General features: G+C 53.6%; 17 protein-coding genes. 6 read left to right on the forward strand and 11 right to left on the reverse strand.

Annotation, left to right across the window (positions count from 1 at the left end; translation table 11 throughout):
* Positions 1-34 precede the first annotated feature (34 nt).
* Both FH871_RS27225 and FH871_RS27230 read left to right on the forward strand, forming a co-directional pair.
* On the forward strand, positions 35-1,660 hold the full coding sequence (locus FH871_RS27225) for an acyl-CoA carboxylase subunit beta (RefSeq protein ID WP_138994570.1): 1,626 nt from the start codon (positions 35-37) through the stop codon (positions 1,658-1,660).
* Between the two features lie 185 nt (positions 1,661-1,845).
* Positions 1,846-2,679, forward strand: coding sequence for a hypothetical protein (locus FH871_RS27230; RefSeq protein WP_138994571.1), 834 nt, complete (start codon positions 1,846-1,848; stop codon positions 2,677-2,679).
* Between the two features lie 11 nt (positions 2,680-2,690).
* On the opposite strand, the gene FH871_RS27235 is transcribed toward FH871_RS27230, so the two are convergent.
* The 10 genes from FH871_RS27235 to FH871_RS27280 form a co-directional block, all read right to left on the reverse strand.
* The gene (locus FH871_RS27235; protein ID WP_138994572.1) at positions 2,691-3,854 is read right to left on the reverse strand and encodes an ATP-binding protein; all 1,164 of its coding nucleotides are present in this window, start codon (positions 3,852-3,854) and stop codon (positions 2,691-2,693) included.
* A gap of 201 nt (positions 3,855-4,055) precedes the next feature.
* The gene (locus FH871_RS27240) at positions 4,056-4,268 is read right to left on the reverse strand and encodes a hypothetical protein (protein WP_138994573.1); all 213 of its coding nucleotides are present in this window, start codon (positions 4,266-4,268) and stop codon (positions 4,056-4,058) included.
* A gap of 30 nt (positions 4,269-4,298) precedes the next feature.
* Complete coding sequence (locus FH871_RS27245; RefSeq protein WP_138994574.1) at positions 4,299-4,493, reverse strand: hypothetical protein; 195 nt, start codon at positions 4,491-4,493, stop codon at positions 4,299-4,301.
* Positions 4,494-4,515: 22 nt separating this feature from the next.
* The gene (locus FH871_RS27250; protein ID WP_138994575.1) at positions 4,516-4,950 is read right to left on the reverse strand and encodes an ester cyclase; all 435 of its coding nucleotides are present in this window, start codon (positions 4,948-4,950) and stop codon (positions 4,516-4,518) included.
* Between the two features lie 90 nt (positions 4,951-5,040).
* Positions 5,041-5,607: a Crp/Fnr family transcriptional regulator gene (locus FH871_RS27255; RefSeq protein ID WP_138994576.1), complete on the reverse strand. Its 567-nt coding sequence runs from the start codon at positions 5,605-5,607 to the stop codon at positions 5,041-5,043.
* Positions 5,608-5,627: 20 nt separating this feature from the next.
* Positions 5,628-7,088: a sulfatase gene (locus tag FH871_RS27260; protein WP_138994577.1), complete on the reverse strand. Its 1,461-nt coding sequence runs from the start codon at positions 7,086-7,088 to the stop codon at positions 5,628-5,630.
* A 42-nt stretch (positions 7,089-7,130) separates the two neighbouring features.
* Positions 7,131-7,640 carry a GNAT family N-acetyltransferase gene (locus tag FH871_RS27265; RefSeq protein ID WP_138994578.1) on the reverse strand — a complete coding sequence of 170 codons (510 nt, stop codon included), beginning with the start codon at positions 7,638-7,640 and terminating at the stop codon, positions 7,131-7,133.
* Between the two features lie 77 nt (positions 7,641-7,717).
* Positions 7,718-9,004: an O-antigen ligase gene (locus FH871_RS27270; RefSeq protein WP_138994579.1), complete on the reverse strand. Its 1,287-nt coding sequence runs from the start codon at positions 9,002-9,004 to the stop codon at positions 7,718-7,720.
* A gap of 335 nt (positions 9,005-9,339) precedes the next feature.
* Entirely contained in the window at positions 9,340-12,873 is a 3,534-nt protein-coding gene (locus FH871_RS27275) for a M1 family aminopeptidase (RefSeq protein ID WP_138994580.1), read from the reverse strand.
* Positions 12,867-13,751 carry an ABC transporter ATP-binding protein gene (locus tag FH871_RS27280; RefSeq protein WP_138994581.1) on the reverse strand — a complete coding sequence of 295 codons (885 nt, stop codon included), beginning with the start codon at positions 13,749-13,751 and terminating at the stop codon, positions 12,867-12,869. Before FH871_RS27280 ends, FH871_RS27275 begins: the two co-directional genes overlap by 7 nt.
* 204 nt (positions 13,752-13,955) lie before the next feature.
* Between FH871_RS27280 and FH871_RS27285 the strand changes: the two genes are divergently transcribed.
* Both FH871_RS27285 and FH871_RS27290 read left to right on the forward strand, forming a co-directional pair.
* On the forward strand, positions 13,956-15,455 hold the full coding sequence (locus FH871_RS27285) for a sensor histidine kinase (RefSeq protein ID WP_138994582.1): 1,500 nt from the start codon (positions 13,956-13,958) through the stop codon (positions 15,453-15,455).
* The gene (locus tag FH871_RS27290; RefSeq protein WP_138994583.1) at positions 15,452-16,168 is read left to right on the forward strand and encodes a LytTR family DNA-binding domain-containing protein; all 717 of its coding nucleotides are present in this window, start codon (positions 15,452-15,454) and stop codon (positions 16,166-16,168) included. Before FH871_RS27285 ends, FH871_RS27290 begins: the two co-directional genes overlap by 4 nt.
* Before the next feature lie 186 nt (positions 16,169-16,354).
* Here the strand turns inward: FH871_RS27290 and FH871_RS27295 are convergent, their stop codons facing one another.
* Positions 16,355-17,884 carry a right-handed parallel beta-helix repeat-containing protein gene (locus tag FH871_RS27295; RefSeq protein WP_229317621.1) on the reverse strand — a complete coding sequence of 510 codons (1,530 nt, stop codon included), beginning with the start codon at positions 17,882-17,884 and terminating at the stop codon, positions 16,355-16,357.
* A 300-nt stretch (positions 17,885-18,184) separates the two neighbouring features.
* Here FH871_RS27295 and FH871_RS27300 point away from each other — a divergent pair, with 300 nt between their 5' ends.
* Both FH871_RS27300 and FH871_RS27305 read left to right on the forward strand, forming a co-directional pair.
* A complete protein-coding gene (locus FH871_RS27300) occupies positions 18,185-19,189 on the forward strand; it encodes an NAD(P)/FAD-dependent oxidoreductase (protein ID WP_138994584.1) in 1,005 nt (334 codons plus the stop codon).
* 94 nt (positions 19,190-19,283) lie between these two features.
* Positions 19,284-19,598 carry a 2Fe-2S iron-sulfur cluster-binding protein gene (locus FH871_RS27305; protein WP_138994585.1) on the forward strand — a complete coding sequence of 105 codons (315 nt, stop codon included), beginning with the start codon at positions 19,284-19,286 and terminating at the stop codon, positions 19,596-19,598.
* The last annotated feature ends 98 nt before the right edge of the window (positions 19,599-19,696 follow it).

The following is a 19,696-nucleotide window of genomic DNA, read 5'->3' on the forward strand; positions in this document are numbered from 1 at the left end:
GTTTTCCGTAAACCATCTAACCTGCCTGACGACGATGACTCCGCTTCTGGACGAATTACACCGTAAATCTGCCATTACGCAACTGGGTGGTGGACCGAAGAAAATCGAGGATCAGCACCGGAAAGGCAAACTGACTGCCCGCGAGCGCATTGATTATCTGATCGATACGGATTCTCCCTTTATTGAAATCGGATTGTTCGTTGGGGATGGGATGTACGCCGATCACGGCGGTTGCCCGTCGGGGGGCGTGGTGGTCGGTCTGGGCTACGTGTCGGGAAGACAGTGCGTCATCGTGGCGAACGATGCGACGGTGAAAGCCGGGGCCTGGTTTCCGATTACGGCCAAAAAGAACCTGCGGGCGCAGGAAATTGCGATGGAAAACCGCCTGCCGATCATTTACCTGGTCGATAGTGCGGGCGTTTATCTGCCGCTTCAGGACGAAGTTTTTGCTGATAAAGAACATTTCGGCCGGATTTTTCGGAACAACGCCCAGATGTCGGCGATGGGCATTGTCCAGATTGCGGCCATTATGGGCAGTTGTGTGGCCGGGGGAGCCTATTTGCCGATTATGTCGGACGAAGCCCTGATTGTGGAAGGCACCGGATCGATTTTTCTGGCCGGTCCCTATCTGGTCAAGGCGTCGGTGGGCGAGGAGGTCGATGCCGAAACCCTCGGCGGAGCCAGCACCCACAGCGAGATTTCGGGCGTAACGGACAACAAATACCCCGACGAAAAAAGCTGTCTGGATGCCATCCGGCGAAGTTTCGATAAATTGGGTGAACCCGAAAAGGCCGGTTTTAGCTACACGGAACCGGTTTTGCCCGCCAAAAATCCGGAGGAACTGTATGACCTGATTCCGGTCGATCGCGTCAAACCGTACGATATGCGCGAGGTGATTGCCCGGTTGGTGGATAAGTCCGAATTTGATGAATACAAGGAACTGTATGGGCAAACCATCCTCTGCGGCTACGCGCGGATCAACGGCTGGGCGGTCGGCATTGTGGCCAATCAGCGGAAAGTCGTGAAGGCAAAAGGCCGGACGGGGGCGGGTGGCGCTTCCGGACCGGGCGAAATGCAGATGGGCGGAGTCATTTATTCCGACTCAGCCGACAAAGCGGCCCGGTTTATCATGAATTGCAACCAGAAAAAAATACCGCTGGTGTTTTTGCAGGACGTCACCGGTTTTATGGTTGGGAGCCGCTCGGAGCAGGGCGGTATTATCAAAGACGGTGCCAAGATGGTCAACGCGATGGCGAACTCGGTGGTGCCGAAGTTTACGGTCATTGTGGGCAATTCCTACGGCGCGGGCAACTACGCCATGTGCGGCAAAGCTTACGACCCGCGGCTGATTGTGGCCTGGCCCACGGCGCAGATGGCGGTAATGAGCGGAGCATCGGCGGCTAAAACGCTGTTGCAGATTCAGGTGGCGTCGCTCAAAGCCAAAGGCGAAACCATCACGCCGGAGAAGGAGCAGGAATTGCTGCAAAAAATCACGAACCAATACAACGAACAGCTTTCGCCCTATTTCGCGGCTTCGCGGCTTTGGGTCGATGCCGTGATCGATCCGCTCGACACCCGCACCTGGCTTTCGATGGGCATCGAAGCCGCCAACCACGCGCCGATCACGAAGGCGTTTAATGTAGGCGTGATTCAGACGTAGCTCGCCATCGGATTTCGTTGTCCCATTCAGTCCCTTTTTCTGCGGCTTCAATGCCCCTAATCAGCCATTGATGACAAAGCCATCTGGAGAAACGCGCTCCTGAGGCTAGTTTTGCAGCGTTTTATCAGCCACTTCGCCGGTCAGTAAGCGGAGGCTGCTGTCATTGTAACGCTCCACCACCAGCCATGATCACTTCCGCCTTGCAGAAAAACCGCCCGTGGTTTTTGCTATTGGGTTTCTTCGTCTTGATGAACCTGAGCGCCTGTTCGCCCGAGTCCACGCTTTCGCCGGAGCCGGAGCCGGCCGCCCCGCGACTGAAAAAAATTACGGCTGGCGAACGGAACTTCCAGCAATATCACTACAATTCAGCCGGTCTTTTAGCCAAATTTCAATCGAACTGGGCGTATACCGACAGCACAGTAGCGATCCTGAATGCAGACCTGGAATACGACAATGAAAACCGCCTGAGCCGCATCATCAGCAATGGAAGCCTGTCGGTGAAGTTTTATTACGAAGGGAAATTGCTCGACAAAACCGAAGAATACGATCATCGAAACCGGCTGGTGGTTTCGCATTTTTACCTTTTTGGCGCGGAAGACCGACTGGTCGAACTGCTCGATCAGATTCACGATACCGACAACGACACTTTTGATACCGCTACGTTTATCAAATACCGGTATGAGTATGACAGCCGGGGAAACGTGACGCAGACCCAATCGTTCATCCGAAAACCGGGGAGTGCGTCTTTTAAAGCCTGGGAAACGGTTTTGTATGAAGGCTATGACGACAGGAAAAATCCGCATCAACCGCTCGTTCAGTATCCCTATCTACCCCAGGAGCGGACGATGGTCAACAACCCGGGGAAAATTACCGTCAAACGGGCAGATAATCAGTCGGTTATTTCGGTGCTGACCCTGACGTATCAGTATAACCAACAAGGCTATCCGACGCACAAAACCCAGCAGATGACGACGACGAAGCCGTTTCCGGCCAGTACGGTTTATTACCACTATGAGTAGGAGACGACGCGTCAGTTCAGCGACTGCAGAGAATCGGTCTGGACAAAGTGGTGAAGCATTTTGATCACTTTCGGAATGGTGAAATAAAACGTCGTTCCCTGACCAACGGTGCTGTCGATCCAGATTTGTCCCCCGTAAATGTCGATCACTTTTTTGCAGGTAGCAAGCCCGATGCCGGTACCGGAATACTGATTGCGCCCGTGAAGCCGCTGGAAAATCTGGAATACCCGCTCGAAATACTGGCGTTCGATGCCAATGCCGTTGTCACGGATGGCGAAGCGATACTGGTGGCCCTCATCCGTCACCTGGATGCTGACCTGGGGAGCCACGTCGGGTCGGCGGTATTTGAGGGCGTTGGAAATCAGGTTTTGAAACAACTGTTTCAGGTCGGTGCGATGCCCCATAATTGTAGGCAGCGTGCCCAGATCCACCACGGCCCCCGTGGCCTGAATTTCGGCTTGCTGTTCCTCCAGAATTTCATCGACCAGTTCCTGCAGATCGACCTGCCGTAGCGAAATTTCACTGCCAACGCGCGAGAAATCGAGCAAATCGTTGATCAGGTTGCGCATGCGCTCGGCCGCAGCCGTCGACACCCCAATGAGTCGCCGGGCATCCGGATCAAGCTGATCGCCGTGTTTGTTTTCGAGCAGCGACAGGTAGTTGGCGATCGTTTTCAGGGGCGATTGCAGATCGTGCGACGCGATGTAGGCAAACTGCTGCAGTTCCTGATTGGAGCGCGTCAGTTCCTGCATAGCCAGTTGGCGGTAGGACAGTTCGCGGTCGTATTCTTTCGATGTGCGCAGCCCAATTGCTTCGTTGAAATACCGGATCAGGGCAACGACCGTTGCCACCGAAACCACCGCCGTCAGAAAGCGGATCAGGGCGTTGATGCGGTAGGCCGGAATCCAGAACATGGCGGCATCAATCAGGTGCGTGAGGCCACAAAACAGAATGAAGGCCCCAAAAAGCCAGAAAACACCGGCCAAGGGTACTCCTTTTTTGATAAAAATGAAGCGAATCAGAATGAGCGGAATTGCCATGTAGGCCAGCCAGATGGTCAGGTCGGAAAGAATATACAGCCAGCCATGAAAATCGGTCCAGGTACCGCAATACCAGCGGGGCGGCCAGTCGCTGGTATCGGCGAGCCGTTGGAAAAAATCAAATACTTGCTGCATCGTGCAAAACGGGTCAACAGCGCAGGCTCGGCGTCTGCCAGTCACCTGGTAGAGCGTACTGAATCAAACACACTGCCCGGCTATAGAACCACTACTGAAAATGGGGAATTTTGTTGTTAAACTTACTGGAAAGTGCGCTTAATTTATTACAGCAGGCTATTTTTTTTCGCTGATGAATCGCGTTGCGGTTTAGGTAAATGGTTAATTACCAACCAACTGCTCGTTCCCGATTTGTTGACGGATCTCGTCCGGATGCCGCGTTCCGACCAGTAAGGTCCGTTTTTTCCCTTTCAGTTTGATGTCGATTCCCCAATTGCCGGAAACCGTATGGGCGGTTCCGTTCCAGGAAAAACGAATGCCCCACCCGCCGAATTCGCCGAGAGCCGAATAGCTGCGGACAGTAACGTGTTCCATCTGACTCCATTTAATCACCCGGAAGGTTGACTAAAACGGAAACCATCGGTAGGCAATTCCTTTCTGATCGATCCGGGTTTCCAACCGCAGGAACCAGAACAACCCCATAACCCCCGCCATAATGCCCACATTAATGGGTTGCCAGCGATAAATGACCAGGGCCAGGCTGCCGAGCAGCAGCACCCAGAGCCAGGGTTGACGAAAATGTTGTGTTTCCTTGTACATGGCAGACGTTTGTTTCCAGCATTCACACCTGGATTTTGCAGCCGTGAGTGCTGTTTCTCAGTTGATTTTCCAGTGAATTTCCGTCGAGTAATGCCCAGTGTTCCCTGATTCTTCCATCGGTTACTTTAAAACACCGATAGCCCACCACGGAGGCTTCCGCTCCGATGGGTTCGATGCCACGCCAGATGCCGATCTGGCGCACCTGCATGGTGAATTTGATCATGACGGTATCGCCTTCGGTTACCTGCTCTTCAATGCCGGTTTTGTGTTCGAATGCCGCGCTGGTAGCCAGAATCCATTGTTTCAACCCCTGCTGGTTGGCCGGGAACGACGCCGGCAGCGAGTGATCGATAAATTCCGGATGAAGATAATCATCGAGCGTATCAAAGCGGTTTTTATTCCAGATGTTTTCGATAAAATGAGCAACAATCGTGCGGGAATTGGCTGGCGTATCCATGTGGTTTTGGTCGTTAAAGCGTGAAACGGCAGCAAAATTCGGCCTATCTTCTTGAATCAACCTGTGACATAAATCACAAAATGAAACTCCTTACCGGTTTTTACGGATTCGGCTGACCGTTTCCCGGGCCATGCCCAGATAGGAGGAAAGCTGCGACAGCGAAACCCGTTGCAGCAACTGCGGGAAATGGCGGGCCACGTAGGCGTATCGTTCAGTAGGGGAATGAATTCGGAAAAGATTGGCGTGGTCTTCCTGAACGACCAGCATCTGCTCCAGCAAATTCCGTCCAAACGATTCGATCTCGGCCGACTGGCGGTATAAATCCAGCAGGGTTTCTTTCGCAAACTCCCAAACGACGGCGGCTTCACCCGCCTGAATCCAGAAGGCCGACGGAGCCCCCGAACGCAGGCTCTTCAAATCCGTCACAAATTCGTTTTCGAACGAAAACCGGGTGTTGATTTCTTTGCCGTCTTTGTTGTAAAACGTTCGCAGATACCCTTTTTCAACGTACCAGATCGTTTTGCAAACCTGGCCTTCCGGCAACAGAACCTGACCTTTTGCCAGCGGTTTTTGCCGGGTAGAGTGGAGCAACAAATCGGACGCGCCCCGCGAAAGTTCCGCAATAGAGTGAATACCCGCTTCGAGGCTACTGGTCATGGGTTTCTGGTTTAGCAGGATCACTCAAATTCCCATTTACTCACCCACAAATCCTTCGTCTGCTGCTGAAACTGTTTGAGCTTTTCCTGCATCCGTTTCAACGTCGCCCGGTGGTTGGGGTCATTGGCCAGATTGCGGACTTCGTCGGGATCGGTTTGGAGATCATACAACTCGAACCGCGGGCGATTCAGATAGGCGGTCACGGTCCGTTTGCCGTATTGCGTACGACCGGTTTTGCGCACATCCTGCCACGTAAACGAATGGTACAGATCGAGCGCCATCGGAAACGGCAGCGCATGAGCGAGGTTGAAAATCAGCTTGTAGCGTCGTTCACGCAAGACGCGCATCGGATAATACATCGTCACCTCGTGCAGTGAATGCGACGCGTAAACTTCATCCCAGCCCGTCACCTTTTCCTGTTCCACAATCGCTTTGAAACTCCGGCCCTGGCTGTGCGTATCTGACAACGCGCCCGCAAAATCCAGCAAAGTGGGCGTTAGATCGACCCACGAAACCATCGCATCCTGCACAAATCCCGGTTTTTGCGGTTTCGGCAGTTTGACGATGAGCGGCAGTTTCATCCCCGGTTCATACAACGTCGTTTTTGATCCCGGAAATGGGGCGCCATTGTCCGATAAGTACACAATCAGCGTGTTGTCATATTGTCCGGTTTCTTTCAGCAAAGCCACCAGCCGTTCCACACCCTGATCCAGTCGACTGATCGACTCGTAGTATTGCGCCAACTCCATCCGGGCCGCCCGCGTATCCGGCAGATAAGGCGGCACCTGAACCTGAAAAGGCTGGTAAAAAACGTCGTGAACCTGCGGATAACCGCCCGGCCGGTTGCCAAACCGATTGGCTTGATCGCTTTTAAAAACCGGCGAACCACCCGCCGACACGGCATTGCTCCGGTGCGGATCGTCGGTGGCAAAGTAGAGAAAAAACGGTTTTTCGGAGGATTCGGAGAAGAGCGAATAACACAGATCGGCCATCGAAACCGGGCTGCGGCCAATCGACACCGGGTCGTTGACGCCACCGCCCTTCAGCACCTGCTGAAAATGATAGGTTCGTTCGGGAGCCACATGGAATTTGCCGATCCGGGCCGTTCGATAGCCAGCTTTTTCGAGTTGAACCGGCAGGGTTCGAACCGTGTCGAAGGAACTGAAATGGTGTTCCCGGTGCTCCAGACCGTACATGCCGTTGGCGTGGTTGTGAAGCCCCGTTAGCAACACCGACCGGCTGGGACTGCAACTGGCCGTGGTGCAGAAGGCGTTTGTAAACCGGGTGCCTTCGGCAGCCAGCCGGTCGATATGGGGCGTTTTGATGACCGAATTGCCGTAACAACCCACGGCTTCGCGTCCGTGATCGTCGGCCACAATCAGGACGATGTTTGGTCGGGCATCTTTCCGGTGGGTAGTGGGCCGAAAAGCCGTCAGAACGGCCAGAAAGAGCAGCGTCAAGGCGAACAGGAGTCGTACCATCGTTCACTTTTTACCGTAAAAGTAGGGATTTAGGGACGATTCTCACGCAAGCCCCAGCCGCTTTTCATAACAGTAAAACCGCAAACCAGGCCGGAACCCCAGTCCAATTTCACCGGCAAATACATAACCGGCCTTCGGAAAAAGCCGCTGCGTAGCTTCATTCTGGGTGTTCGTATCGATTCGGAGCACGTCGATGCCGCGTTGGCGGGCTACCTCATCGGCCTGCACCAGCAGCAGAGCGGCAATGCCCCGGCCCCGAACGTCGGGATCAACCGCCAGGCGATGCACGACAATGGCCGTTTCGCTCAAATCCCAGCCCACCTGCGCATATTCCGGCTCCTGAGCCGTGGTGATGGCGGCCACCCCGACCGGTTTTCCGTCCAGTTCAGCGACCCAAAGCTGGTTCTGCGCAATGTCTTTTTCGAAAACCGCAGCGTTCGGATACTGGTCGTCCCACTGAAAATTACCAGTAGCCTGCATCAGTGGAACTACGCGCCGGACCAGGTGAAGTAAAGCCGAAATGTCGTTTAAAGTCGCCAGGCGTACGGTCATTGGGTATTGATTCTGATCGTTTAAAAACCGGGGTAAAATACGGAAGTTTTTGGCTATTAACTGCCGTTACGGCGGTTTTATCCCATTTCGTGCAGGACTTTTGCCGGCCGGGTTCTCGTTTTGATGACTTCCGGCTCTACCGGATTTGGAGGCAGTTTCATCCCGGTCAGGAAAAATAGAGACGTAAAAAAGGAGTAAAACACCACCCCGTGTTGTTGCGACCAGACATTCTCGGTGAAGAAGGTAATGGCGACAATCATCAGCAGAATGGCGTAAAGATGATCGCGCCGTCGGAACGCATTGGCAAATTGAACCCCCAGAATGACCAGCAGTAAGCCAATGCCAATCAGGCCAAACGAAAGCCATTGATTGATGTATTCATTGTGGGTATCATAGGCCACCAGCGGAATGTGCAACAGTTTTGAATACACTTCATATTGAGCCCGCAACGCCTGATCTACATAGCCGGGACCCAACCCGGCCACCCAATGTTCTTTCAAAACGTCCAGATCGACCGATAAGATTACCTGCCGCATCTGCACCGAATTGGCATTGGGATTGTCGGTTGGTTTGGCGTTGATCAAAGCCGAAAACTCCCCGATCCGCTGGCTGCTGAACGGAATGGAAATGCAGGCAACCGATACCGAGAGAACCAGTACGGCCAGAATGGGAACAAGCCGGTATTTTTGAGCCCGGTTGATCCAGGCGTAATAGAGCAGCATCACGAACAGCGCAATGACGGGAGCTTTGGGCATCAGCGCCATCAAAAACAGAAACAGCGGAAAGAGCACCGCGCCCAGTTTCCAGCCTTTCAGTTGCTGCCGGTGCTTCGGCGAAATCAACAGAATGGCGGAGGCAAAACACAGGTTGATGCCCATGTAGGTCGGGTGGAAGCTCGTGATTTTTTCAAAATAAAGCCGGTATTGAATGTGGGCTTCCGGGCCGCTGATTTGCCAGCCGTATTCGAGCAGATAAAACAGATTGCCCGCCAAACAGGAAATAAAACAGGCATATACGAAATAAATCAGCTCACCGGAAAGGATTTTGCGCGTTTGGGGCTGTAAAAAAAGAAGGGCAAACGGCACCACAAACAGGCTGGCTTTCTGTTCAAGATCAAAAAGGACGCCGGAGCGGTTGGCGGGATCGGTAAACGGGACATGGAAAGCGTAGAGCAAGTAGACACTGCCCAGTAAAAGAACTCCGCCGTAGGGTCGGAAAGATCGGTTTTTATTGAAAAAAATGTCTCTGACGACCCAAAATAAAAAGATTCCCATCAGAACAAAAATCTGCACCCGGTTGGGCAGTAAAAATGCAAACATCACAATCCGGGCCAAATGCTTATCGTACGCAGTCAAGCTATTCATTCACGTTTTTTTTATTGGAGACTGCGCCATGCGGACAGGCTGGCGTGACCATGAAGTCACAAAACCAGGCTGCTAATCAATTGTTTAGAGGGAGAGTTCGACTTCGAAAAACCGGTTATCCACCCCCGCATGCGATCCCACTGTTTGCTATAAGACCCTGTAGACCGGGAAGTAGTTGTAATTGTTTCGCTAATCTTATCGTATAGCCCCGAAGGTTCCAGCAAAAACCGGGTTAAAGGCTTGTGCATTAGGGCTTCTCGCCCGGCAATGTTTTTAAGACTTTTTGCAGGGTGGTAGCGAGAACCGCTACCGGTTGGTCCGTGTAAGGATTTTCATTACTCGTTAATATCCGCCACATTGTTCTGCGAATTTTCGTCCAACGCGTAACCATACGGATCGATTGCGACGGCTTTTGGCTTTTTGTCGATGGTCAGTTGAACGATGGAACGCGGTTTTATGAAGCGGTATTGTCGGCTGTAAACCGGCTTGGTAACCGCTGTCCATTCGTCCGAAGGCTGATCAAAAACCGCGATTTCCCACACGTCGTCGGGTGGCAGGCTTACCGGTTTTCCATCGTTTCCAGGCTCAGTTTTCGCTGTATTGACTTCCAGCGTGAGCACAAATTGACCTTTGGTGATGGGTTTACAGGAAAGCACCTGAATGGACAAGGCGTTGGTGACGACTTGCCGTAAACCCTCGTCGATCAGGCGGTTTTGTTCTTTCGTTGCTTCCCGTTTCAGGGCCTGCACCAGATCGTCGGGTTTTGGCTTTTTCCGGGGATAGGCGTGGTCGGAAAGCAGTTGGCGCAACGCCCGGTTGAAACGCTCTTCACCCATTTGTTCCTGAATCCGGCACAGCACCAGGCCGCCTTTCTGATACCCGGCAAACGGCTGATTCTCCGTGACAACCAACGGCAATTCCACTTCCGACTGATGGCGGCTGGCAAAATAAAAATTCTTATCTCCCTGAAAATAAAGCCGTAAAAGCATTTTGCCGTACCGTTTTCGGAGAACCGTCGCTTCCGTGTATTTCGCCAGCGACTCCGTCAGCAGCTGATCGCCCGGCCCGGAAACCGGCCGAAGCTGGTGCGCCCACCACTGATGGGCGACTTCGTGTACGACGGTGGCGTAAGCATAATTCACCTTTCGGGTCTCCCGAAAATCCGTCAGGAAATTGAGTTTTTCCCGGCTGAAAATCGTTCCCGGATAGGCCGTTGCCGAACCGCCATACTGCGGAATTTCCGCCAGCGTCAGGTGCCGGAATGGATACGGGCCAAAATGATGGATGCCGTAGGCCAGCGCATCCTTCAAACCCTGCATCATAGCCGGGATATTGGCGGTTTGCCCCGGTTGATACAGAATGCGTAAGGTCACCCCTTTATAAACGTCGGTTTTTTCGGCATACCGGGCCGAACTCAGTGCAAACATGAACGGTACCGGGTGGCCTGATTTATAGGAAAAATACCGTCGGTCGCCCTGAAGCCACGATTTTTGCAGCGTTCCTACCGTGGCAATCTGTTGGTCGGCAGCCGTTGAAATCGTGGTTTCCAGATCGATCAGGTGGTAGTGGTTCGAAGGGTTCAGGACGGTTTGCCGGCCCAAGCCTGCTGCCCGGCGAACGGCTTCATCTTCAGATTCCAGCCGGGCGTTGTAGCCGAAAAACGGCACGTATTTCTCCAGTTCGATATAAGAACCGTTTTCGACCACCGAGTTTTCGCTGTTGAACGGCATAAAACCGGTCCGCAAAACCTCCATCGAGAAATGCAGCGCGGTGGTTTCGCCCGGCCGCAGCGGTTTTGCCAGTTCGAACTGGTATTGATGAAAAACCGGGTCGTAGGTTTTCTCCCGACCGCCGGGGAGCGTCAGTCGAACGGCCGAAACCTCCGGGTCGACACCCAGCCAGATCCGGTTCAGGGGTGTTTTGGATTGATTTTGAAGCTGATAACGTCCCTTTACCCGGTATCGGCGACGTTCCGGGCACACATCCACCTGCATTTTCAGGGCGGTAATCACTGGCTGGGGGCGGTTTGCAAACCGTTTGTAGGTCTGTTCATAGCGAATTTGCCAGTTCTGCCGCGTGGTTTTGCTTTGGTACTTCCCAATCACGTTAGTCTGGTAATAAACCAATCCGCCCACCAGCAATCCGAGCAGGAATGCTCCGCCGAAAAGGATTCTCCCGGTTTTTCCGATCTGTTTTCCGACGGTTTTCAGGCGGTGCCGCGCCCGGATGTGCAGCGTAGTGGGCCAGAAGCCGACGGACAAAATCGTGAGCAAAACCGCACAGCAGCCCCAGTAGGCCATATACCCATCGAAAGCGGGGGCATAATGACCAAAACCGTTCATCGATGAATAATTCAATTCGGGAACGATGGCGTACCGGAGCAGGTAATGTTCGATGCCGAGTCGGCGGCTGAAAACCAGCAGGGCTGCCACCACCAGACTGAGCAGCAGGCCGAAGTATTTGTTCGGGCTGAGGGTTTGGATAAAAACAACCAGGACCGCAAACCACAGCAGGGGCAAACCGCTGTAATAGTAAAGCGACCCGTAAAGCAGGACGCCAGGTTCGAAATAGCCCGCCATTCCCTGAATCGACAACCCGATCCCGATGTTGATGCTGACAATCAGCGCAATGAGCAGGGCTAAAGCCGCCAGTTTGGCTCCGACGAAAACGAGCGGATGTGCGGGTGTGCTGGTGATTAATGCCAGCCGCTGACCCAATCGCTCCCGTCCGACCAGTTCGGCTCCCCAGAAAATGATCAGCAACAGGGCGGGCCGGATCGAGCAGAGGTATTCGACGATTACCCCCGTATCCGGATACGTCACGATGCCAAACCAGCCGTTGCGCAGGTGGTCTTTCAGGTCGATTCCGGTCAGGAAAACCCAGAGAATCAGCATCACCCAAACCGGGAAATTTCCAAAAACTGCCCTGGCTTCTGCTTTTAGTTGCGCTCTGAACGCCATTGCCGTGTGCCGCAATGTGCCGGGCGTCAGTCGGTACCGGCGATACGGCGTTCGTGGGCCAACGGGCAACTCCGGTTTTGTTTTTCGGGAACGGACCGGTTTGGTTTCGCCGAACGAAAACCAGCGATAACTGAACGCCAGCACCAGCAGGGCCAGTCCGCTCCACACCAGGCGGTTGATACCGAATAGACCATTGACGGGAAAAAGCTGATGATTTCGCTGATCGACGGTCCAGAAACGGGTTTCCTGAAAAAACGGTGCCAGTCCGAACGGGTCCATCAGAAACGGCAACAAACTACCTGAATCCGCGCGGGGTGCCGAACCCGCCATCAGGGGCGAATTGCCTAGAACCGAGCCCAGCAGATACAGCACGTAAATCAACACGCCGGTAGTATAAACCGCCCGTGGGCTCCGGCTCAGCAGGGCAGTGCTAAAAATGAGACTGACCGAAAAGAAGAGATTCGGCACCCCGAACACCAGCAACGGCCAGGCGTAAAAAGCCAGGTGAACCGGCCCCCGCCGGGCTGGATCGCTCAGAAAAGAACCCACGAAAAGGCCCAGAACCGCCAGCCCCAGCAGGCTGAAAACCGCCAGAAACAAACCCGAAAACCGGGACGCAACGTAAGAAAACCGCCGGACGGAACTCGTGGCCACCAGCGCGTCCATCCGGTAGGTGGTATCGCGCAACACCACGTTGGCGCACAGCAACGTACTGACCAGAATCGAGAACAGCGAAAGCAGCGCCACCAGGGCATTGACGATGTAGGGGGCATTGGTATACACCGCGTCGCCCCCGAAACCGCCCCGCACGGCGATGAGACCAAACAGGAAGAACAACCCGGCTGCGGCCCGGAAAGAGAGCTGGCGGCTGTGATACCAACTTTCGAAGCGAAGTAAGCGGCTTAGCATATGGTTTTCTGTTCCGGTAAAACCGAAAAATATACTTCTTCCAGACTGGGCAAAACCGGTTCGAAACCAGCCTCAGGGCATTCGTCGGCCAGCACCAGCACCTGGCGTTTTCCCGAAAACCGACGGGTCGACAAAACCGTGTAGGCCGCCTGATACTGCGGCAGCGTGTCGTTCGGGATGGTTTTGCCCCAGACCCGGCCTTGCAGCAGGCTGGTGAGGTGGGCCGGACTACCCTGCGCAATGATTCTTCCCGATGCCAGGATTGCCAGTTGCGGACACAGTTCGTAGACATCTTCCACGATGTGCGTCGACAGAATCACCACTACTTCTTCGCCGATTTCGCTCAGCAGATCGTGAAAATGGTTCCGCTCTTTGGGATCGAGACCCGCCGTTGGTTCGTCCACGATGATGAGTTGCGGGTTTCCCAGCAGTGCCTGCGCAATCCCGAACCGTTGCAGCATCCCGCCCGAAAACGTGCTGACGGCCTGTTTCCGAACGGTATACAGATTGGTTTGCTGCAAGAGCGCATCGACCTGTTCACGACGGTCGTGCTGGTTCAGCAGTCCTTTCAAAATGGCCAGGTGATGCAGGAGTTCGCTCGCCGACACGTTGGGATACACGCCGAAATCCTGCGGGAGGTAGCCCAACTGACTGCGCAAGTGCTGCGGATGCTGGTGAATGTCGACGCCATCGAAGAAAACCGTACCGCTGTCGGGTTGCTGGAGGGTTGCGAGCGTTCGCATGAGGGACGATTTGCCCGCGCCGTTCGGACCCAGCAGGCCAAACAAACCGTTCGGGATGGTAAGCGAAACCGCGTCCAGTGCTTTCACGCCGTTGGCGTATTGTTTGCTGAGTTGGTTGATTTGTAAGCGACTCATACGAAGTTGGTTCGTAACGAAAGAGAGTCGAAAAGTAGTGGAGATCGCCATCAATGACCGGTTTACATGAGCAACGCAGCCGGTTTCGTGACAAACGACGCGTACGGCCTGATTTTAGCCTTCCGGCGACGTTCGTCACCGGCTTCGATCCGTTCGTCATTTTGATTTGTGGATTCCATCGCAACCCGCTTTCTTGATCTTCCCATGACCACGAATACCGTAGTTTACCAACCCGAACGGCTGCTTCGATACCTGGAGATCGGACTTTTTCTGGGGATGGCCAGCGCGTTAAGCATCGCCAATACCCTGACCAACCGATCGACCACCTGGCTGACCTATTGCCAATCCGTGTTGTCTGTCAGCGTATTACTCCTGCCGGTTCTGGTATTTTCCGGAAACAAACCGCACTGGAAACGGCAATTGCCCCGCCGTCGGTATCTGCAACGGTGGCTGGCCTGTTTTGCATTTTACCTCCCGCTCAGCACGGCGGTTTTGGTCTATTTCGTCCCGTTTGGCTTGCCCGGTTCGTTGTTCATCCTGGCCGCTTTCTACGCGCTTCTGCTCGAGTTGCTGCTGGAAAGTGCCGCCTACCTGCAAAAGCAGCTCCGGCGGGTTCCGTGGCTGCAAAAATTCGGCCTGGAAGAAGCCCTCATCATCAGCATGACGCTGATTTCCGTCACACTGGCGGCCATGGCCGTTTCGAGTATGGGCAATCCACTATACGATACGAAGGAGCAGTTGCTGATTGCGTTTACGCTGGATTTGGGTAAGCTATTCCACCATTTCGGCACTTTCCTGAGTTATACGCTGCAGTTTTTGCTGATGTATTTGAGCGGTTATCTGTTTTTTTACCTCAACAGCCACTTTCTGGTTTCCCACGTTCTGAAACAGAAGGGGCTGGTGTTTTACGCCCTGAGCGTGCTGGCCACCATCGCGTTGCTGTATCCGCTGGTTGCCCAGGCGTTGCTGCTGTTGCCCATCAACGAGCGGCTGGGCGGTTTTTTTTCGAGCAATCCGTTTCAGTTGGAAAATGCGTTTGCGGCTCTGGCGGTTATGCTGGTGAGCCTGCCCGTGGTGCTGGCATTGCAGTGGTTCAACCAGAACGCCCGGATCGTGTCGCTGGAGAAGGAAAAAACCGAAGCCGAACTCGATTTGCTAAAACAACAGCTGAATCCGCATTTCTTCTTCAATACGCTCAATAACCTCTACGCCCTGAGCCTTCAGAAATCGGAGCGGGCGCCGGAGAGCATCCTGAAACTGGCCGAGCTGATGCGGTATGTCATCTACAAAGGCCGGGAACGGCAGGTAACCATCCGGCAGGAAATCGACTACATCGAAGGCTATCTATATTTGCAGCAACTCCGGCTTCAACGGCAGGTCGACATCCGGTTTGAACAGGAAATCACCGACGATCGGTGGCCTGTAGCCCCGCTGTTGTTCATTGTGCTGGTTGAAAATGCCTTTAAACACGGGATCGAACCGGCGCAGGACGCGGCCTTTTTGCACCTGCTGGTTCGATCCGATACCCGGCAGCTTTCTATTCGCTGTGAAAACTCGTTTGAGACGCCGGAAAAAAAACAGACCGGGATTGGGTTGCAAAACCTTCAAAGGCGGTTGGCGTTGCTGTATCCGGGAAAGCATACGCTGATCATCACCGCTACGGACCGGCGGTTTACGGCCGAATTAACGCTGTTATTCTCATGAAAATGCGTTGTCTGATTATTGACGATGAACCCCTGGCGCATGACGTCATTCGGACGTATGCGGAGGATGTGCCTTTTCTCGAGATTTGCGGGCAGTGTTACCGGGCCACGGAAGCACTTGACTTTCTGAGCCGGCATCCGGTCGATCTGATTTTCCTGGACATCCGGATGCCCCGGCTCACGGGCCTGGATCTGTTAAAAACCCTGACCCGCAAACCGCTGGTGATCATTACATCGGCCTACGAAGAATATGCCCTGGAAAGCTTCGATCTGGATGTTTCCGATTACCTGCTGAAACCCTTCCGGTTCGACCGGTTTTTGAAAGCCGTCAACCGGGCGCTGGCTGATTTCGCCCGCCAGGAACCGGTGCCTATTTCACCTGCTTTGGTTTCTCCCGCTCCCGCACAGATCTACATCAAGTCCGACAAAAAGCAGGTTTTGGTCACGTTGGACGAGATTTACTACCTGGAAAGCCTGGGCAATTACGTGAAAGTCTGGCGGGAAACCGGTTTTTTACTGACGCCCCGCACCCTGAGCAGTTTTGAAAGCCAGCTTCCTGCGGATGCGTTTATTCGCATTCATAAATCCTACCTGCTCAACAAACCCTATGTGCAGTTTATCGAAGGCAACTCGATTGTGCTCCGGAACGGGAAGCGGTTGCCGGTTGGGAAAAATTACAGACAGGTGGTGCAGAATTGGATTGCGCAGGGTTAAGGACAAGTGAATGTAAAATGATGAATGATAAACGCTAAATGTAAAAGTGAATAGCACGGCAACTTTTACATTTAGCGTTTATCATTCATCATTTTACATTCACTTGTGACAAAAAAAACAGCCCGGCACAAGCAGTACCGGGCTGTCTGAATTATCCCTAAACCCTTAATCTCAAATTCTTACAATTTATTTTTCAAGCAGAACATTGTCCTGTGCATTGGCCTTGAAGGTGTTGACGGTCGAGGCATCTGCGTTGAGTTTTGAACTGTAACTGACGAAGATTCCGTAGCCGCCACCGTTGGCGATCGTGGTATTTTTGACCGATAAATTGCCGCCGTACAAAGCTACATTAGCCTTTTTGCCTGAAACGATGGCCAGACTCCCCCCGTTGCTGATCTCCGCGTTTTCAATCACATTCCGGGAGTTGTTCGAGTAAATCATCAGGCCTTTCCAGGACGCGGAAGTGCGGTCGGCGCCCGTGAAGGTCACTTTTTCGGTGGCCGTTCCTTTGGCAATCAGATAGCCTTTGCTATTGATCATCATGACCACATCGCGGGCTGCTTCGATTGTCACACCGGGGCTCAGTGTTAAGCCGGACTCGACTGCAAAATCACCGGCCAGACGGTAGGGCGTTTTGTCTTTAAAACCGCCCCAGGTAATATCGCTGCCTTCCCGCAGGTAATAGCCCTTGATTTCAACCACATTCCGGCCGTTTTCGCCCGTGAACACCGAGGCCGCATCCAGTTTGTCGACGTTGGCCGGATCGAGAACAATCCCGGCTTCGGTATTTTTCGTAAAGCTGTTGGTTGCAAATTCGCGCAGGATACCGCCTTCCTGCACCAGCAGGCCATAGCCATCGTTCTGCGAGAAAAGGCTGTTTTTCAGTGCGATCTGGGCTTTTCCACCGCCAAACAGGGCCATCCCGGCTTTGGTTCCGCTGATGAGGGCGCGGCTTCCGGCGTGCATCACTTCAATGTTTTCAAACACGTTGGCGTTGCTGCCCGAGTAGATCATGATACCGACCCAGTAGCCTTTGGTTTTCTCGGCACCAATGAAACGGATTTTTTTCTCCGGCGTTCCTTTCGCGATGATCAAGCCACCGCCGTCGTTGATGTCCATGCGGGTATCCCGTTCAAAGGCGATCACGACCCCGGGGTTGATGGTCAGTTCGTGCGAAACCGTGATGCTTTTCGTGACGATATAATCCGGATAATCGGGGTTGGCAATGCGGTCGGTCAGCACGGTTTTAACGGTGATGCTCTTGTCGATGGCAACGGGCTGGGCGACGGAAGCGGCCAGTTTTACTTTATCCTTGCTGGTTCCGTTGGCGTTCGAAACCGTTAGTTCGAGTTCATAATCCCCCACTTCATCGGCGACGAAGGTGGGTTTGGCCGTGGTGGCTGCCGAAATGGCTGCCGTACTTTTGGCGGGTTTGGAAGCAATCGTCCACTGAAAGGTCAACGGGGCCCCTTTGGTGTCGACGGAGGCACTGCCATCGAGTTTCACGGTTTCGCCCACCTGCACTTCCTGATCGGCACCGGCATTGGCCGTCACCGTGTTGGAGGGAGCGGGGGTTGGATCGACGTCGTCTTTTTTACAACCGGTTACGAGGAACGTGGCCGAAAGGAGGATGGCAAAGGCGCGCTGGGTAAATACGGTGTTGACCCACGCGGAGTTTTTCGCGAATGGAATCGCGGCAGGAATTCGTTTTTTCATGATTTGATGTTGTTTACTGTTTTTGCAAGTAGCGTTCAACTACGGGTACAAAGGTGCGGGATTCATCGGATTGCGGCTGTCGCATTTTCCGACAAAAAAGAGACTTTATACGCCACCCCGTGACCACTCGCTCAATCGGCTGAAAAATGGCTTCGGCTATTCCCTGTACTTATACCATATTCTGTTTTATCATACCTTTTGTTATGACCTTTCGCAGATTTGGCGACTACCTTTGCCCTGCGGAAGTCAGGAAAGCTGGTCGAGAATTGCCATCCTGATGAGCAAACACAAACAAATACCATGATCACGACAGACATTTGCATCATTGGCGCGGGTCCCGTAGGGCTGTTCGCTGTTTTTGAAGCCGGTTTACTGAAAATGCGGTGCCACCTCATCGACGCCCTGCCGCAGGTGGGCGGCCAGTTATCCGAAATCTACCCCCAGAAACCGATTTATGACATTCCCGGCTTTCCCGACGTCAAAGCGCAGGAACTGGTGGATAACCTGATGGAACAGATCAATCCGTTTCACCCGACGTTCACGCTGGGCGAACGGGTGGAAAATCTGGAACGCCAGGCCGACGGATCGTTTTTCATTACCACCAACGAGCAAACCGTGGTACATTGCCAGGTCGTGGTGATTGCGGGCGGTTTGGGTTGTTTCGAGCCGCGTAAACCCGAAATTGAGGGGCTGGAAGCGTTTGAAGGGAAAGGCGTTTCGTACATGGTCAAGAACCCGGAGCTGTTGCGCGACCGGCGGGTGGTGCTGGCGGGCGGGGGCGATTCGGCCCTCGACTGGACGGTTTTCCTGGCCAACATCGCCAAAGAAGTGACCCTGATTCACCGCAGCGACAGCTTTCGGGGCGCACCCGATTCGGCCGAAAAAGTGTTTGAACTCGCCCGCGAAGGGCGGATCAACCTGATTCTGCAATCCAACATCACCCGCGTTTCCGGCAACGGCCATTTGCAGGAGATCACCATTACGGGCAAAGACAAAACCGTGACGACCCGTGCCACCGACCACCTGATTCCGCTCTTCGGCCTGACGCCCAAACTCGGCCCCATCGCCGACTGGGGACTCCAGATCGACAAATCAGCCATTCAGGTCGATACCACGGATTATGCCACCAACGTGGAACGGATTTATGCCATCGGCGACATCAATACGTACCCCGGCAAGCTGAAACTGATTCTGTGCGGTTTTCACGAAGCCGCTTTGATGTGTCAGAGCGCGTTCAAATACGTATATCCCAGTCAGAAATTAAGTTTTAAATACACCACCGTCAACGGAATACCAACTTTTTAATATTTAGACAGGAGAGGATAGACAAGAGAGTAAAGACCGGCGACTACGGCATTTTTTGTCTCTTCTCTCTTGTCTATCCGCTCACTTCTACACCATGATCCACATCACCATTGAAGACCAAAACGGCGGGCAGCAGCCAATCGAAATACCGGAAGGCATCAGCCTGAGCCTGATGGAAGTGCTGAAAGCTTCTGAATACCCGATTCTGGCCACCTGCGGGGGCATGGCCTTGTGCGCCACCTGCCACGTAGCCGTGCGGGAAGGTGCCGACCGCTTGCCGCCGGTGAACGATGCGGAAGGCGACCTGCTGGATACCCTGCCCGATGCGGATTCGGACAGTCGGCTGGCGTGCCAGTTGCGCGTCGATGAGTCGATGGACGGGGCGGTTTTCCGGTTGCGGGCTGCGTAGCGTACCCAGTGGGGAAATGGGCTCAAATGATGCATTTTAGTATTATTTTTGCGTCATTTGAAAACCGGTACAACAAACCAGCGTTTTCGCCCACGACC

It is taken from the genome of Larkinella sp. C7, from assembly GCF_006149005.1.
Taxonomy (GTDB): Bacteria; Bacteroidota; Bacteroidia; order Cytophagales; family Spirosomataceae; genus Larkinella.

Coding starts and splice junctions, on each gene's coding strand:
- FH871_RS27225 (WP_138994570.1), top strand. CDS start 35: ATGACTCCGCTTCTGGACGAATTACACCGTAAATCTGCCATTACGCAA.
- FH871_RS27230 (WP_138994571.1), top strand. CDS start 1,846: ATGATCACTTCCGCCTTGCAGAAAAACCGCCCGTGGTTTTTGCTATTG.
- FH871_RS27235 (WP_138994572.1), bottom strand. CDS start 3,854: ATGCAGCAAGTATTTGATTTTTTCCAACGGCTCGCCGATACCAGCGAC.
- FH871_RS27240 (WP_138994573.1), bottom strand. CDS start 4,268: ATGGAACACGTTACTGTCCGCAGCTATTCGGCTCTCGGCGAATTCGGC.
- FH871_RS27245 (WP_138994574.1), bottom strand. CDS start 4,493: ATGTACAAGGAAACACAACATTTTCGTCAACCCTGGCTCTGGGTGCTG.
- FH871_RS27250 (WP_138994575.1), bottom strand. CDS start 4,950: ATGGATACGCCAGCCAATTCCCGCACGATTGTTGCTCATTTTATCGAA.
- FH871_RS27255 (WP_138994576.1), bottom strand. CDS start 5,607: ATGACCAGTAGCCTCGAAGCGGGTATTCACTCTATTGCGGAACTTTCG.
- FH871_RS27260 (WP_138994577.1), bottom strand. CDS start 7,088: ATGGTACGACTCCTGTTCGCCTTGACGCTGCTCTTTCTGGCCGTTCTG.
- FH871_RS27265 (WP_138994578.1), bottom strand. CDS start 7,640: ATGACCGTACGCCTGGCGACTTTAAACGACATTTCGGCTTTACTTCAC.
- FH871_RS27270 (WP_138994579.1), bottom strand. CDS start 9,004: ATGAATAGCTTGACTGCGTACGATAAGCATTTGGCCCGGATTGTGATG.
- FH871_RS27275 (WP_138994580.1), bottom strand. CDS start 12,873: ATGCTAAGCCGCTTACTTCGCTTCGAAAGTTGGTATCACAGCCGCCAG.
- FH871_RS27280 (WP_138994581.1), bottom strand. CDS start 13,751: ATGAGTCGCTTACAAATCAACCAACTCAGCAAACAATACGCCAACGGC.
- FH871_RS27285 (WP_138994582.1), top strand. CDS start 13,956: ATGACCACGAATACCGTAGTTTACCAACCCGAACGGCTGCTTCGATAC.
- FH871_RS27290 (WP_138994583.1), top strand. CDS start 15,452: ATGAAAATGCGTTGTCTGATTATTGACGATGAACCCCTGGCGCATGAC.
- FH871_RS27295 (WP_229317621.1), bottom strand. CDS start 17,884: ATGAAAAAACGAATTCCTGCCGCGATTCCATTCGCGAAAAACTCCGCG.
- FH871_RS27300 (WP_138994584.1), top strand. CDS start 18,185: ATGATCACGACAGACATTTGCATCATTGGCGCGGGTCCCGTAGGGCTG.
- FH871_RS27305 (WP_138994585.1), top strand. CDS start 19,284: ATGATCCACATCACCATTGAAGACCAAAACGGCGGGCAGCAGCCAATC.